Origin of the sequence: Paraburkholderia unamae (assembly GCF_003268775.1) — a bacterium.
Lineage (GTDB): Bacteria > Pseudomonadota > Gammaproteobacteria > Burkholderiales > Burkholderiaceae > Paraburkholderia > Paraburkholderia unamae.
The window spans coordinates 44,308-58,371 of the sequence record NZ_QLSU01000048.1; the positions used below are offsets into that span (position 1 = coordinate 44,308).

The following is a 14,064-nucleotide window of genomic DNA, read 5'->3' on the forward strand; positions in this document are numbered from 1 at the left end:
CGTTTCGCGTGCCCGCTTCGACTCTTACAGCATAGTTGCGCGTGAAAGCGGTTCAAGGCCTTTCATGCTGTCAGGTGGCTTGCCGCGCCCACGGGTCGAGTCTCGCGCCGCGCCGGTCGCAACCGTGACACACAGGGCTTTCCATCAATGCGCGAAGCTGATCGGCATGCCGCCGTCCGGATGCGCAACGATGCCCATTGGAATGCCGTAGATCGCGCTGAGCGTATCGGCGCGCATCAACTCGGCGGACGGGCCGTGCGCGAGCAGGCTGCCGCCCTTGAGCGCGATGAGTTCGTCGCAGAAGCGGCCCGCCATGTTGATGTCGTGCAGCACCACCACCACGCCGATGCCGCGCTCCTCGCTCAGCCGCCGCACGAGCGCGAGCACGTCGATCTGGTGCGCGATGTCCAGCGCGGAGATCGGTTCGTCGAGCAGCAGGCAATCGCTGTCCTGCGCGACCAGCATCGCGAGCCACGCGCGCTGGCGCTCGCCCCCCGACAGGCTGTCCACGGCGCGATCGGCGAAACGCACCACGTCGGTCTGCTCCATCGCCGCGAGCACTTTCTGCGCGTCGGTGCGCGAAAAGCGGCCGAGCGCGCCGTGCCACGGATAGCGGCCGAGCGCAACCAGTTCGCGCACGGTCATGCCGTCGGCGGCGGGCAGTTGCTGCGGCAGATAAGCGACCTTGCGCGCGAACGCACGGCTTTCCCACTGCGCCAGCGGCCGGCCCGCGAACGCGAGCGTGCCCGCGGCGGGCTGCTGCTGGCGCGCGAGCAGCTTCAAAAGCGTCGATTTGCCCGAGCCGTTGTGGCCGATCAGACCGTACATCCGGTGCTTCGCGAGCGTCAGCGACAGGGGCTTGAGCAGCGTGCGGCCACCCGCCTCGAACGCAACGCCCTCCAGGGTGAAAAGCGCCTGCGCGTCGCCGTCGGGCGAAAGCGTCGTGGGCGCATTCGTTGGCAAACGCGTTGACAAACTCGTCGGCAAATTCATTGGCAAAACTCCCGGCGTCGATTATTTATTTGCATAGCGAATCAATGTGCGGCGGGCCGCGCTTGCGTCACTTCGCCGGCACCCGCGCCGGTTTGCACAAGCTGACCGTATTCGAGCTTGATATGGCGATCGGCAAGATGGAAATAGCGGTCGTCGTGCGTAATGACCACTACGGTCTTGCCCTTCGCCTTCAACCCCGGCAACAGCTTGCGATAGAACACATCCTTGAAGAGCGGGTCCTGATCGGCGGCCCATTCGTCGAACAGATAGAACGGCCGGTCTTCCAGGTACGCCACCAGCAGCGCGAGGCGCTTGCGCTGCCCCTGCGACAGTTCGAGCGTGGAAAACACGCCGTCCTTGATGCTGACCTTGTGATCGAGTTGCAGATGCACGAGCAGGTCTTGCGCCGTCTGGTCCAGCCCGTCGAAGCGCATGCCAAGCAGGTTGTCGAACAGGAAGAAGTCGCTGAACACCACCGAAAAAAGCTGTCGATAACTATCACGATCGGCCTCGCCCAGCGGCACGCCGTCGAGCACGATGCGTCCGCTTTCGGGCGCATAGAGGCCCACGATCAGCTTCGCGAGCGTGGTCTTGCCGCTGCCGTTGCCGCCGATCAAATAGACCAGTTCGCCCGGCTCGAACGTGAGACTGACCGGCCCGAGCGTGAACACGTCGTTCTCTTTCTCGCGAAAGTAGCGATGCGTGACGCCGTCGAGCACGATGCTCCCGAATGCGCGCTTCTCCGGCGCGTCGAGGCCGTTTTCGAGCGGCAGTTCGGCGTTCACCGCCTCGATGCGCTCCAGCGCTACGCGCGCGGTGCCGATGTTCGGAATCGCCGACAGCAGCGACTCGATCGGCATGATCATGTAGAGAAACACCATCGCGTAACCCGACATCACGTGCGAACTCATGGGAAGCACGCGCGCGACCACGAACAGCGTGATGCCGATGAAGGCGAACAGGATGAAGCTGCCCCAGCTCGCCGCCGCCGCGTAGAGCACGTAGCCGCGCGTACGCTGCACGCGCACCGCTTCCACGTTGGTGGAAAGCGTGCTGTCGATGAATGCGGCGCGGCGCAGGCGATGCAGCTTGAGTTCCTTGGCGCCGTCGAACAGCGCGCGGAAGTGGCGCACCAGATCGTCCTCGCGCTGGCGCGACGCGCGCAGGTGAAAGAGCGCACGGCCGTTGGCGACGCGAAAGCCCGCCGCGCCGATCCCGATCGTCACGATCGCCACCAGCAGAATCTGCCACGACAGCACGCTCAGATAAGCGAGACAGCCGACGATGACCGCGCTTTGCATGGCGAGCGCGGGCATGCGCACGAACAGCATCACGATGGCGTCGAGATCCTGCGTGAGCACGGCGAGCGAGCGCGCCGCGCCCTGCTGCTCCAGGTGACGAAACGAGGCGTCGCCCAGACGCCGGATCGTCTGCATGCGCAGGCTCGCCTTGGCGCGCTGGCCGAGCCCCATGAAGAGCGTCTGCGACACCGTGCGCGTGGCGAGCACGACCACGCCGAGCGCGACGAACTGCCAGCCGAGCTGCGCGAGTTGCGCCGCCGAAGCCGACAGCGCCTGGTTGATGAGCGCGACCAGGCCGGCATTGCCGAAGCCGCTGATGAGACTGGTGACGAGTGCCACGCACAAGGTCCAGCGTGAATGGCGTGCGAGCTTCAGGAGCAAAGACATGAGGTTCCTTGAGACGGTGCGTCAGGAACCGGGCCGGTCTAGCGCCGGTCTCCGGAACATTGTGAGGATCAGATAGAGTCCGCCGAGCAGCGTGGCCATCACGCCGGCCGGCATTTCCTGCGGGAACAGCACCCAGCGCCCGAGCCAGTCCGAGCCGATCATGAGCGTCGCGCCGAACGCGGCGGCGACGAACAGCATGGGCATGGCGCGACGGATGCCGAGCATGCGCGCCATATGCGGCGCCATCAGGCCGATGAACGAAAGCGGCCCGATCACGAGCGTCGCCACGGCGCTCAACAACGCGCTCAGCATCAGCAGACCCAGGCGCGCGCCGGCAATACGCACGCCGAGCCCGGCCGAGACCGCGTCGCCGAGCGGCAGGATTTCGAGCCAGCGGCGGCACAGCGGCACGGCCGCGAGCGCCAGCAGCGCGCAGGCGGCCACCAGCGCGGCCATCCACGGCCCGACGTTGTAGGTCGAGCCCGCCAGCAGGTTGTAGAGAATGATCACGCGCGGATCGCCGCTCGAAACGGCGATCACGGAGACGGCCTGGAACGCCGCGCTCAGCGTCATGCCCGCGAGGATCAGCGTGGCGGGCGAAAACGACGAGGCACGCGCGATCAGCACGAGCGCGCAGAGCGTGAGCATCGAGCCGGCCGCGCACCACGCGAGGAAGGTCGGCAGGCCCGGATGCGCGGTGAGAAAGAGCGCGCCCGTCAAACCGAGCGCGCCGCCCGCCGAGATGCCGAGCAGATCGGGACTCGCCATCGGATTGCCGGTCATGCGCTGCACGATGCCGCCCGAGAGCGCGAGCAGCACGCCCACGCCGGCCGCCGCCACGACATGCGGCAGGCGCAGGAACAGCAGCGCGGCGGCTTCGTGTGCATCGCTCAGATGCCAGCCATCGAGGCCGCGCCCGAGCGTGAGCGAAAACAGCACGACTGCGGCCAGCGCCGCCGCACTCGCGAGCGCCGCGATGCGCAGGCCGCGCGGCGAAAGCGGCGCGCCGGGCTGTGTGGGCGTTTGCGCGAGATCGGGACGGCCGCGCAGGCGGCGCAGCATCGCGAGCAAAAGCGGCGCGCCGATCAGCGTCGTGATCGCGCCGGTGGGAATCGCCATGCCGAAGCGCGCCGCGCCGTGTTGCGCGAGCTGATCGGCGAGCCATAGCAGCGCCGCGCCGATCAGCGGCGACCAGATCACGCGCTCGCGCAGGCGGCGCGCGCCCGCGAGCCGCGCAACGGCGGGCGCCGCGAGGCCGACGAAGCCGATCACGCCCACGGCGCTCACCACGAAGGCCGCGATCAGCAGCGTGAGCCCGAGCGTGATGCCGCGTGTGGCGCGCAGCGAGACGCCCAGGCTCGACGCCACCGTCTCGCCGAGATCGAACACGGCCATCGGCCGCAGCAACAGCAGCAGCAACAGCGCACACGGCGCGAAGCGCAAGGCGAGTGCGAGGGCCACACGCCAGTCGTGCTGTGCGAACGAGCCGCCGCCCCAGACCAGCAGGCCGCTCAACAGGTCGTAGTGCGAGATCGCGAGCGCGAGACAGAACGCGCCGCCGCAGAGGTTCACGATCATGCCCGCGAGGATCAGCGCGAGCGGCGACATGCCGCGCCGCGCCGCCAGCGCGAACACGGCGGCCAGCGCCGCCGCGCCGCCCGCGAGCGCGACCGCGTCGCGGCCGCCGGCGAGCAGGAACGGCGCGTAGACGGTGGCGAGCGCGAGCGCCAGCCACGCGCCCGAGAAGATGCCGAGCGTCATCGGTTCGGCGAGCGGATTGCGCAGCACCTGCTGCGTCGCGACGCCCGCGAGGCCGAGCGCGGCGCCGCACAGCAGCGTGACGGCGACGCGTGGAAAATCGCCGTAGTGCACCAGCAGTTGCGTCACGTCGCCGGGCGCGGGCGCAACGAGCGATTGCCACCACAGCGCGGGCGGGAGCCGTGCGTCCAGGTGCTGCGCGAACAACAGCGCCGCGATGGCGAACAGCGCGCACACAGGCACGAGCGGCGTGCGGCGCATCGCCACGAAGGGCCGGGTCATGGCATCCCTCATGCGGCCTCCGAAGCTTGTGCGGCAGGCAGCCTGGCAGGCAACGCAGCCAGGGCATCGACGAGCGCGTGCGCGAAATACGCCGCGCTCAGGATGCCGCCCTCGGGCGGCACCTCGGCCAAACCGGTCATGCGGCCCGCGCGCGCGAACGGCATGGCCTGCCAGACGCGGCTCGTGCGCATCATCATCGCGGTCATGGCGGGCAGTGGCTTCACGTACACGAGCGTTGCGCGCGGATCGGCGTCGAGCGCGTCGAAGCCGATCATCGCCGCGGCCGCCGCGCCGTCCCACGCATTGCGCAGGCCCAGTTGCGCGAGCAACTCGCCAAAGAGGCTACGCGCGCCGAACACGCGCAAACGCGATTCGTCGATGAAGCGCGCCACGTACAGGGGCGTGTCGCCGCGAGCGTTCGCATACGCGGGCAGCGCATCGAGCCGCGCGCGCGCCTGGGCGATCGCGCGCCGCGATTGCGCCACGGCGGCTTCGCCTTGCGCCTCGCGGCCGAACAGTTGCGCGAGCCGCATCGACTCCTCGCAGGCCCCCGTATACGGCGCCGGGCTTGCGCGAAACTGGCCGAGCGTGACGGTCGGCGCGAGACGCTCAAGCGCGCCGCGCAGCGACGCGTGCGCGGGCGTGATGACAATGAGGTCGGGCTTGAGCGCCAGCATCAACTCCATGTTGGGCTGGAACATCAGGCCCAGATCGACCACGGAATCCGGCACCGGACAGGCCGTGAAATATCGCCGGAAACCCGGCGTGTTCGCCATGCCCACCGGCACCACACCGAGTGCGAGCGTCAGCTCGGCCAGGCACCAGTCGAGCACGATCACGCGGCGCGGCACGGCGGGCCGCGCGCGCGCGCCGGGACTCACGAGGTTCAGACAAGCGCCGCCCAGCAGCGCGGCGAGCAAGGTCCTGCGTTTCATTGCATCAAACCGGAAAGAAGGATTGCGGAATCACCACTGATACTTCGCTCCCGCTGTGAGCAGGCGGCCCTGCCCCCAGTAGCAGTAGTTCGTGCCCGTGCACGAAGCGAAATACTTGCGGTCGAGCAGGTTCGAGACATTCAGCCACGTGGTCCAGCCTTGCAGGCCGGAGAAGCGGCGGCCAAGGTCATAGCGCAGCGAGAGATCGACGAGCGTCGCTGACGAGGTCATGAACGAGTTCGCCGTATCGCCATACGAGCCGCCGATATAGCGCACGCCGCCGCCGAACAGCAGCCCGGCGAGCGGACCGGCGGAGACCGAGTAATCGGCCCACAGCGAAGCGGTATTGCGCGGAATGCCCACCGGCACCTTGTCGAGAGACGCCGAATTGCTCTTGGTGTTGAGCAGGTTCGTGTAGGTATAGCTCGCGATCAGTTGCAGGTTGTTGGTGAGGCTCGCGTGACCTTCCACTTCGAAGCCCTGCGAGCGCACCTGGCCCGTGAGCACGCTGAAGCCGCTATGCAGCGGGTCGGTGGTCTGGACGTTGTTCTCGGTGAGATGGAACGCCGACACCGTGACGAAGCTGTTGAAGCCCTTCGGCTGGAACTTCACGCCCACTTCGTACTGCTCGGCCGTGAGCGGCGAGAACGCTTCGCCGCCATACGAGGTGCCGAACTGCGGCTGGAACGAGCGCGAATAGCTGAAGTACGGCGCCACGCCGCTGTCGAACTGGTACACGCCGCCCGCACGCCACGTGAATGCGCGGTTGAACTGCGTCGTGGTCGCGCCGGTCTTGTACGAGGTTTGATCTTCGTTGGCCCAGTCCTCGCGCACGCCGAACAGGAACGACCACTTGCCGATGTCGAGCTGATCCTGCGCGTACACGCCGAGCTGCTTGATCGAGGTGGCGTTCGACGTCGCGAACATGAAGTTCGGGTAAGGAATCGTCTGGCCGTAGATCGGGTTGCTTTCCGTGAGACCCGGCGTGGAAGTCAGATTGCCGTAGAAGTAATGGTCGAACTGCATGTTCTGGTAGTCGAGGCCGACCGTGACGTTGTGCTTCACCGGCCCCGTATCGAACTTCGCGTTCAACTGGTTATCCACGGTGTGCGCATTCAGGCTTCCGTAGTTCAGATACGCGGTGCGCGCGAGCGTGTCGGTCCCCGCCTTGAAGCCGTCGTTGCCCACGTACTGGATCGTCTGCGTGTTGCGCAGGAAGCGATAGCTCTGCTTGAACGACCACACGTCGTTGAAGCGGTGCTCCAGCTGATAGCCGATCGACGCCTGGGTCTTGCGGAAGCTGTCCCAGGTCGGCTCGCCCGGATTGAGGCTGCGGCTCTGCCACGTGTACGGCACCGAGTTGTAGATGCCCGCTTCCGGGTCCGACTGATAGTTCGCGAAGATCGTAAACGTCGTGTCTTTCGTCGGGCGGAACTGGATCGTCGGCGCAATCGAGAAACGCTGCTGGTTCACGTAGTCGGTCTGGGTGCCGGTGTTGAAGCCGTCGGCGGTGACGCGGTAGAGCACCTTGCCGTCCTGGTCGACGGGGCCGCTCATGTCGAAGAAGCCCTGCACGCGGCCATAGCTGCCCGTTTGCAGACCGATTTCATGGTACGGCGTGACGGTGGGCATCTTGCTCACGAGATTGACCGTGCCGCCGGGCGAGCCCTGGCCGTACAGCACCGAAGCCGGGCCGTGCAGCAGTTCGATGCGCTCGAACAGGTACGGATCGAAGCTCGTGACGTTGAAGCCGAAGCCGCCGTTCGGGCCGGGCGTGCGCAGCCCGTTCCAGAATTCGTCCACGAGGAAGCCGCGCGCGTAGAGGTATTCGAGCGAATCGGTATTGGTGCCGCGCTGCTCGGGGTTGATGCCCGAGGTGTAGCGCAGCGCCTGCGCCACGCTTTGCGCGCCCTGCACGTCCGTCTGGTCGCGCGTGACGACCGAGATCGACTGCGGCACCTTGATGATCGGCGTGTCGGTCTTGGTGCCCGCCGTGCTGCGCCTCGCGACATAGCCCACCACCGGGCCCGTGCCCGTTTCGGCGTCGCGCGCGCCCTGCACGACCACGGCCGGCAGTTGCCCGCCCGGCTGTGCGGCAGCGTCCGACGCCGCCACGGGCGCCGCTGCCGTTTGCGCGCTGGCCATCTTCGCGATCGCGAGCGCCACGACGGCGGTGATCGTGCGCACCTTGATCCGCCGCGTCTTGCCCGCCGCGTCACCGACGTTGTTCGACGACTTTATGATCCTTCCCCGATTCATCCCACGCACCCCGTTCAAGATTTAATCTTCGCCACATTAAGAATGCGAATCATTTCGATTGTTATTCATAACTCGGCGGACGGACGATAGAATACGGGCGAAGCTTTGCCGACGTCCTGTCAATTCGCTACGCAAAGCCCGCGAAATTTGACGGTTTTGCCGCACTTCCTCTCAAGATTCACAAATGACCGATATCTGGCAGCGCATGACCGGCACGCAGCGGCGGCAACTCAAACGTCCTGTCATCGCCAAACGGTACGATTTCGAGTCCGGCGACAGCGAAAGCTGGCACTCGCACACGCAACCGCAGTTCGTCTACACGACGCGCGGCGTGCTGCGCGTCATCACGCCCGACGGCGCCTGGACGCTCGGCCCGTACCGCGGCCTGTGGATCGCGCCGCTCGTCGCGCACGAATTGCAGGCGGTCAGCGCGGTGGAGATGTACACGGTCTATTTCGAAGTCGACGTCGCCCCGCGCGACGAGCCGAGTTGCCACGTGCTGATGATTTCGACGCTGCTGCACGCGCTGGTGGGCGCGCTCGTGCTCGATCAGCACAACGGCCATCCCGAACGCCGCTCCGCATTGATCGATCCGCTGCTGCTCCAGGAGATGCACGAGGCGCAACTGGCAACCGAAGGGCTGCTGCCGCTACCGAAGGACCGCCGCCTGCAACAGATCTGCGGCCAGTTGATGGACGCGCCCGCCGACAACACGCCGCTCAACGACTGGGGCATGCGCGTGGGCGCGAGCGAAAGCACGCTGGAGCGCGCCTTCAAGGACGAGACCGGCCTCACCTTCGGCCAGTGGCGCCAGCGCTTGCGGCTGGTGGAATCGATCTCGCGGCTCGCCAGGGGCATGGCGGTTTCGACCATCGCCACCGAACTCGGCTACCGCAACTCCAGCGCCTTCATCACGATGTTCCGGCGCGCGATGGGGGAAACGCCGCAACGCTTCCTGCGCAACCGCAGCGGGCTGGAGCAGGCTACGGCGCAGCAAACGCAATAAGCGGCGCTCGCCCTGCTTCGGTTTTTCTATCGCAGGGCGCAAAAAGAATCGGCCCCGCGCGGGGCCGAACGAACGCCTAGCGTTTTTGCTCCTCGATCTGTTGCCGCAGGCGTTTTTCCTCGTCCTGAAGCTCCGGCGTGAAAGCCTCGCCGAAGTCGGCCGGTTCAAAGAAAGGCCGGATCTCGATCTCCGAATCGCTGACCATGGGATTCGGGCAACGCTTGACCCATTCGATCGCCTCGTCCATCGATTGAACCTGCCACAGCCAGTAACCGGCAATCAGTTCCTTGGTCTCGGCAAACGGGCCATCAGTAACGGTCCGGTCCTTGCCGGAGAATCTCACGCGGGCACCGGCCGAACTCGGCTTCAGGCCATCGCCGCCTTGCATGATTCCGGCCTTCACCAGTTCCTCGTTGTACTTGCCCATCGCCGTGATGAGTTCCATGCTGGGCATCTGCCCCGCCTCCGACTCATCGGTTGCCTTGATAAGGACCATCACACGCATTGCGCTTCTCCTGTCAATAATGGGGGGTGTCCCGGTTGGGTGCCCGGTGGCTGACGCAGCCTCCACGACTACGACGCGCGAGGTGGCAAGAAATCGACAAACAATCGATAAATAATCGATGTCACCGTTTGCCCGACACCGCCATCGTACAGGTCTCCTCGATGCGTTACGTGTGCCGGACGCCGCCTGAATCACGACAACGCGGGCGGCTCGCCGATCGGCGCGCGAATCAGCAGATACGGCGGCTCGCGCAAGTCGTGTCCGTCATTGAAGCCGGGCAGCCGGTTCCATTGCTCCAGGGTGCAGGTGTCGCCGTACCGGTACGGCGCCCCAACAATCTCCGCTCGTGGATCGGACGCGCATACCGGTGCGACATCCAGACCGGTACGCACCCCACGCGTAGCTACGTTGAGGCGCACCGTGCGGCGCTTGAGTGGATACGCGAGCACAATCACATCAACGATGCGCACTGCCAGGGCGCGCTATTCGATCATGCGGACGCGGCACAGGAACAGGCGCGCCTGACGCTCGAATGAAAAGTCCCGCCGAAGTGGGACGAAGAAACGCCGCAACAGACTACGCCCGCTCATCATAGGACACCAGGCTCCAGTCCGCATCGGTGCTGTACTTGCGCATGCCCAGCAGCGTATCGATCAATGCAATGGGGCGGCGATTGTCCATGACGAGTTGCGGCATCGTCTCGCCTTTCCTGAAATGCCGTGTCGCCTCATAGGTGACCGATGTCCAACGCCTGTCACACCACACGCCATCCTCGGGACAGACCTCGCCAGTCCGTACCACGGTCCCCAAGGGCACGCGCTCGGCCTTCTTTTCGGGCTCAAGCGGCAGGCCCGTCGCGGGGTCCAGGTTCTTCTCCTTCGCCATGCGCACCACCAGCCCCTCGTCGGGTTTCTGCGGCGGCTTCGCGGCGTCCTGCTCCTTCTGCCACTGGAACGTGCCGTCCCACTCCGGCAGCTTCGCGGGCGGCAACGGTACGATCTGGTCGATGTCGGGCACCTTGGGATTCAGGCCGTCGTTGTTGTCGATAAACTCCCCGATGAGTTTGTAGCGACGCGCGCGTTCGGTATCGTGCCCCAGTCCCACGTAATACAGCACATCGGACGACGTTGTATCGAACCCATTCCCCAAAAATCGAGCCGATTGCTCGTCGCCTGCCTGCACCCCTTTTTGAAAAACCTTAACAGCCTCCGTGTATAACCTATTGGTCATCAAATCTATAGCGAGATAACTTGCCGCTTTTCCATACCCTTGGTCTATCGCGCAATCCAGCATCTGCCGCGAAATGTGCGGGGCAACGTCCTTTGGTGAAAGCAGGTCTCCCACGTAATACTGCGCGTCGGGATTTCCAAGGTCCGCTGCCTTGCGAATAAAGACCAGCGCTTTCTTCTCGTCCTTGACCACACCATAGCCAAATTCAAGATAGTGGCCCATATCGTAGTAGCCGCCTGGAACGCCTGCGGCGATTAACTGCTCGGCCAGATCAATCGTTTCCTTTTGCGCATCAGGAGACGAAGCCAGTTCCGTGGACACTAGCAGTTGCAAATTGTTATTGGCCTTGTAGTGACCATGCGCGGCAGCGATCCGGTAGTAGCGGGCGGCAGCATTGAAGTCCTTCGGGCCGGGCTTCTTTTCGATAAACAGCCCGTACTTGAATAATACGTCGGCCTGTGCATTGAGCGGAGGCAGATGGTCCGCCTCATGGACGCAGGTAAAAGCCAATCGCGATCGTGCGGCATTCATATCGACCTGGGATGGCATTGCACTCTCCTTATTCGAGCAAGCGCCGAGCAACCCTGCCAGCACCAATAGAAAGATCAATTTCGTCATGCTTCAGTCCATGCGTGTCCGCTTCGTCGTCATGCTCTTAAAGCCGACAAGCGAAGCGACAGGAGACAAGCCGTTTTTTTGATAGCTGGAATTCTTATTGATAGCATCCCCCCAAGCGTCGAATGCGTCTTTCGGAATATCCGAAGCCCCATTTTTTACTCCTGCTGTATGGATGCTCCACAGATGCCTCCTTAACGGCTGCGTCACGTCCATGCGCTCATGGCAGATGTTCAGTTCGCTGTCCACCTCCATGCTGCGCCGGTTGACGTTGGCCGAGCCGTGCGTGAGAAACACGTCGTCAATAACCATGATCTTGCTGTGGACGTAGACCGGCATCCAGGCACCGGGGGGAGAATCCGGCGCAACGAGCGTGCAGACGAGCGTTTTCAGGCCAGGAATTGCTGGTATCGGAATATCCTCGTCCTTCATGCTGCGCAACTTGACCTTTTGCTGATTAATGGAATCAATGTCACGGAGTGCATCGTGAGTTTGTGTGCCGGGACTGGCCTGCAATATCTTCTTCATGGCAGCATTGTTCTGTGACGCTACCATCGCGCCTGAAATACATCGACGGCTGGAAGCCCCAGCAAATGTAGTCGATAGTTTTAGTCGCCTTGTCGATGGCATCGTAGAGTGCGCCGAACGCCTTCAGACCATTGACCAGCGGTTTGTAGGTGGCCTGGCGCGGTGGATATTCCGATGGCCCCTCTGGCGTGAAATCGACAAACCAGGGCGAGCAGAAGTCGGCTTCCGATCGTTCGTTAAGCGCGATGGGTACAACGATATTGGATGGATTTGCCACGCCTATTCTCCTGTTTGCTTGCCAGGTTCATCGTCCAGCAGACCGCTGTAATCCTGTCGATGCACAGCCCGGTCAAAGATGGGTGTAATGTCCGGGTCTTTGCCATTCTCATGAAACTGGAACCCCCCATTCGCGAGCGCAGCGTTTTCCGCGTGACCCTGGTACTGTTTTGCAACAGGAATCGTATAGGTCACGCCGCTGGCGAGCTTGAGCGTGTATTGCTGCGTCGTGGGGTGGTGATCGATCTGAAGCAGCCCAGTTTCGTCAAACACGCCCTGCTTGACCAGCGTGCTACCCGCGAACAGACTGTAGGGCATGTTCGCGGACATCGCGCTCCGCGAACCGGGTGAGGCGTACGCATAGAACGTCAGGGGCGTGGTCGGCAACCCCGAGAGCGCCGGATGAGTCAGGTCCAGCGGCGCGTTCAGCGACGCCTTGCCCTGCTTCTGGATCGTGATGAACTTGAGGAACAGGTCCGCAGGGCCACCGAGTGTGATATTGCCGTCCTTGAGCTGGATAAATGCACCGCCGCATTCGAGCGTGATTTCCTGCTTCGCGACAACACGCACCGTGCCGTTCACGCTTGATATCGACATGTCCTGATCGGAGTACATCGACATGGCGTCGGTTTGTGCCTGGAGTTCGACCGGTCCCTTCGCGGCGTAGATTTTGATACCGAACTTCTGCACGAACAGCGAAATCTTCTCGCCCGCCGCCACCGTGAAGCGCTTGAGCACGCTCCAGTCCGCATTCTTCCCGGCCACCCCCGAGATGTCGCCCTGCACCGCGAACTGAATGCCCTGACCCGTGACAAGCGCCGCCGAGGCCGGTGTGCTCATCAGCAGCCCCGGTTTCTTCAGGCCGTCCAGATCATCCTTCATCTGCTGCTGCACGTCGGTGTCGGCAGGTTCGGCCTTCGCGCTGCTGGCGGATGCGGCCAGCGCCTTCGCGGTCGCCAGCGCGCTTTCGAGTTGCGCGATGGTCTCCTGCATGTCCAGTTGCTTGCCTGTGGCACCAGGGCGGTCGTAGGCCGTCAGCATCAGCCCCTTGCCCGCGCGATTGACCCCGTAACCCGATGTTCTCGCCTCGAAGCCTTCGCCCCGGTATTCGAGTTTGTTACTAACCAGGTAACCGAGATTCAGTTGTGACTTGCCCGAATGCTCCGTGCTGAGCTTGACACCCTCCTGGCCCGCCCAGTCCTCCATGCGCAGCTTGTTGTTGCTCTGTGTGCGGATCGTGTTGCGCGAGAGCCAGCGCCGGTCGCTCGTGATGAGATCCCTAGCCTGGCTATGGTGGTGAAACGCAACGATTTCCGGTTTATCCGGGTCGCCATCTCGAAATGAAATGACCGCTTCGTCATTGTCCCGGGCGACAAAGTGAAAGCCCGTTTGCAGCTTGCCCGCGAAGGGTTTGGCGAGGCGCAAAGGTACACTCTCGCCACCCTTGGGCCATGTTGCGAAGTCCACATCGAAGCGGACAACGTAATAGCCGGAGGCATTCAGGTAGGCATAGGTGTACTTGTCCGGGCTGCAAATCCGGGCGCTCAACGTGCCGCCGATTTTTGCCCAGGTTTCCGGCTTCAGTTCCAGACGGAAGCGACGGTCGGCGGGGATCGCGCTGAAGGTGTTCGAATACGCCACGTCGCGCGCACCGCTGTGTGTGGCCTCGATGATGACCATGCCTTTGGGGGCATCGGGCAGCACGATATCCGTTTCGAGCACCGTGGCGCACTGCAAGGCGAACACGTTGCTCTCGCCTTCGAACACAATCTGACGGGCGATGGCCGCTTCGTGCCTGAGTTGTGCCTCCCACTGCGCCCCGTCCGCGTCGAGGTGGTTCGTGCCGTAGATATACGGCTGGCCGTAGGTGGTCGGGTCGCCTGGCGCGACAGAAGCCGAGGCGCGATAACGTTCCCACGCTGCGTCCGGGTTGTACTCGGCCACCATGAACGACTTCGGGACTGTGACGGTATGGGTCTTGATCGCCGT

General features: G+C 64.0%; 12 protein-coding genes. 1 reads left to right on the forward strand and 11 read right to left on the reverse strand.

Annotation, left to right across the window (positions count from 1 at the left end; genetic code table 11):
* Window positions 1–144: 144 nt before the first annotated feature.
* From C7401_RS41945 to C7401_RS41965, 5 genes are all read right to left on the reverse strand, one after another.
* Window positions 145–963: an ATP-binding cassette domain-containing protein gene (locus tag C7401_RS41945; protein ID WP_258397449.1), complete on the reverse strand. Its 819-nt coding sequence runs from the start codon at window positions 961–963 to the stop codon at window positions 145–147.
* 71 nt (window positions 964–1,034) lie between these two features.
* Window positions 1,035–2,681 (reverse strand): cyclic peptide export ABC transporter, encoded by a 1,647-nt coding sequence (locus C7401_RS41950; protein ID WP_112177946.1) that lies wholly within the window; start codon window positions 2,679–2,681, stop codon window positions 1,035–1,037.
* Window positions 2,682–2,702: 21 nt separating this feature from the next.
* Window positions 2,703–4,721: a Fe(3+)-hydroxamate ABC transporter permease FhuB gene (gene fhuB / locus C7401_RS41955; protein WP_112177947.1), complete on the reverse strand. Its 2,019-nt coding sequence runs from the start codon at window positions 4,719–4,721 to the stop codon at window positions 2,703–2,705.
* 8 nt (window positions 4,722–4,729) lie between these two features.
* Window positions 4,730–5,656 (reverse strand): ABC transporter substrate-binding protein, encoded by a 927-nt coding sequence (locus C7401_RS41960; RefSeq protein WP_112177948.1) that lies wholly within the window; start codon window positions 5,654–5,656, stop codon window positions 4,730–4,732.
* 30 nt (window positions 5,657–5,686) lie between these two features.
* Window positions 5,687–7,915 (reverse strand): TonB-dependent siderophore receptor, encoded by a 2,229-nt coding sequence (locus tag C7401_RS41965; RefSeq protein ID WP_112177949.1) that lies wholly within the window; start codon window positions 7,913–7,915, stop codon window positions 5,687–5,689.
* A 184-nt stretch (window positions 7,916–8,099) separates the two neighbouring features.
* On the opposite strand from C7401_RS41965, the gene C7401_RS41970 reads away from it, so the two are divergent.
* Entirely contained in the window at window positions 8,100–8,921 is an 822-nt protein-coding gene (locus tag C7401_RS41970; protein WP_112177950.1) for an AraC family transcriptional regulator, read from the forward strand.
* A gap of 76 nt (window positions 8,922–8,997) precedes the next feature.
* On the opposite strand, the gene C7401_RS41975 is transcribed toward C7401_RS41970, so the two are convergent.
* The 6 genes from C7401_RS41975 to C7401_RS41995 form a co-directional block, all read right to left on the reverse strand.
* Window positions 8,998–9,426: a YciI family protein gene (locus C7401_RS41975; RefSeq protein ID WP_112177951.1), complete on the reverse strand. Its 429-nt coding sequence runs from the start codon at window positions 9,424–9,426 to the stop codon at window positions 8,998–9,000.
* A gap of 191 nt (window positions 9,427–9,617) precedes the next feature.
* Window positions 9,618–9,896, reverse strand: a complete 279-nt coding sequence (locus C7401_RS45270; RefSeq protein WP_112177952.1) for a hypothetical protein — start codon at window positions 9,894–9,896, stop codon at window positions 9,618–9,620.
* Window positions 9,897–10,002: 106 nt separating this feature from the next.
* Window positions 10,003–11,274, reverse strand: a complete 1,272-nt coding sequence (locus C7401_RS41985) for an SEL1-like repeat protein (RefSeq protein WP_258397450.1) — start codon at window positions 11,272–11,274, stop codon at window positions 10,003–10,005.
* A 3-nt stretch (window positions 11,275–11,277) separates the two neighbouring features.
* Window positions 11,278–11,799 carry a phospholipase D-like domain-containing protein gene (locus C7401_RS41990; RefSeq protein WP_309252028.1) on the reverse strand — a complete coding sequence of 174 codons (522 nt, stop codon included), beginning with the start codon at window positions 11,797–11,799 and terminating at the stop codon, window positions 11,278–11,280.
* Window positions 11,744–12,076, reverse strand: coding sequence for a phospholipase D-like domain-containing protein (locus tag C7401_RS45875; protein WP_258397452.1), 333 nt, complete (start codon window positions 12,074–12,076; stop codon window positions 11,744–11,746). Before C7401_RS45875 ends, C7401_RS41990 begins: the two co-directional genes overlap by 56 nt.
* 2 nt (window positions 12,077–12,078) lie before the next feature.
* Window positions 12,079–14,064: DUF2345 domain-containing protein (locus tag C7401_RS41995; protein WP_112177958.1), on the reverse strand; the 1,986-nt coding region annotated here is incomplete at its 5' end.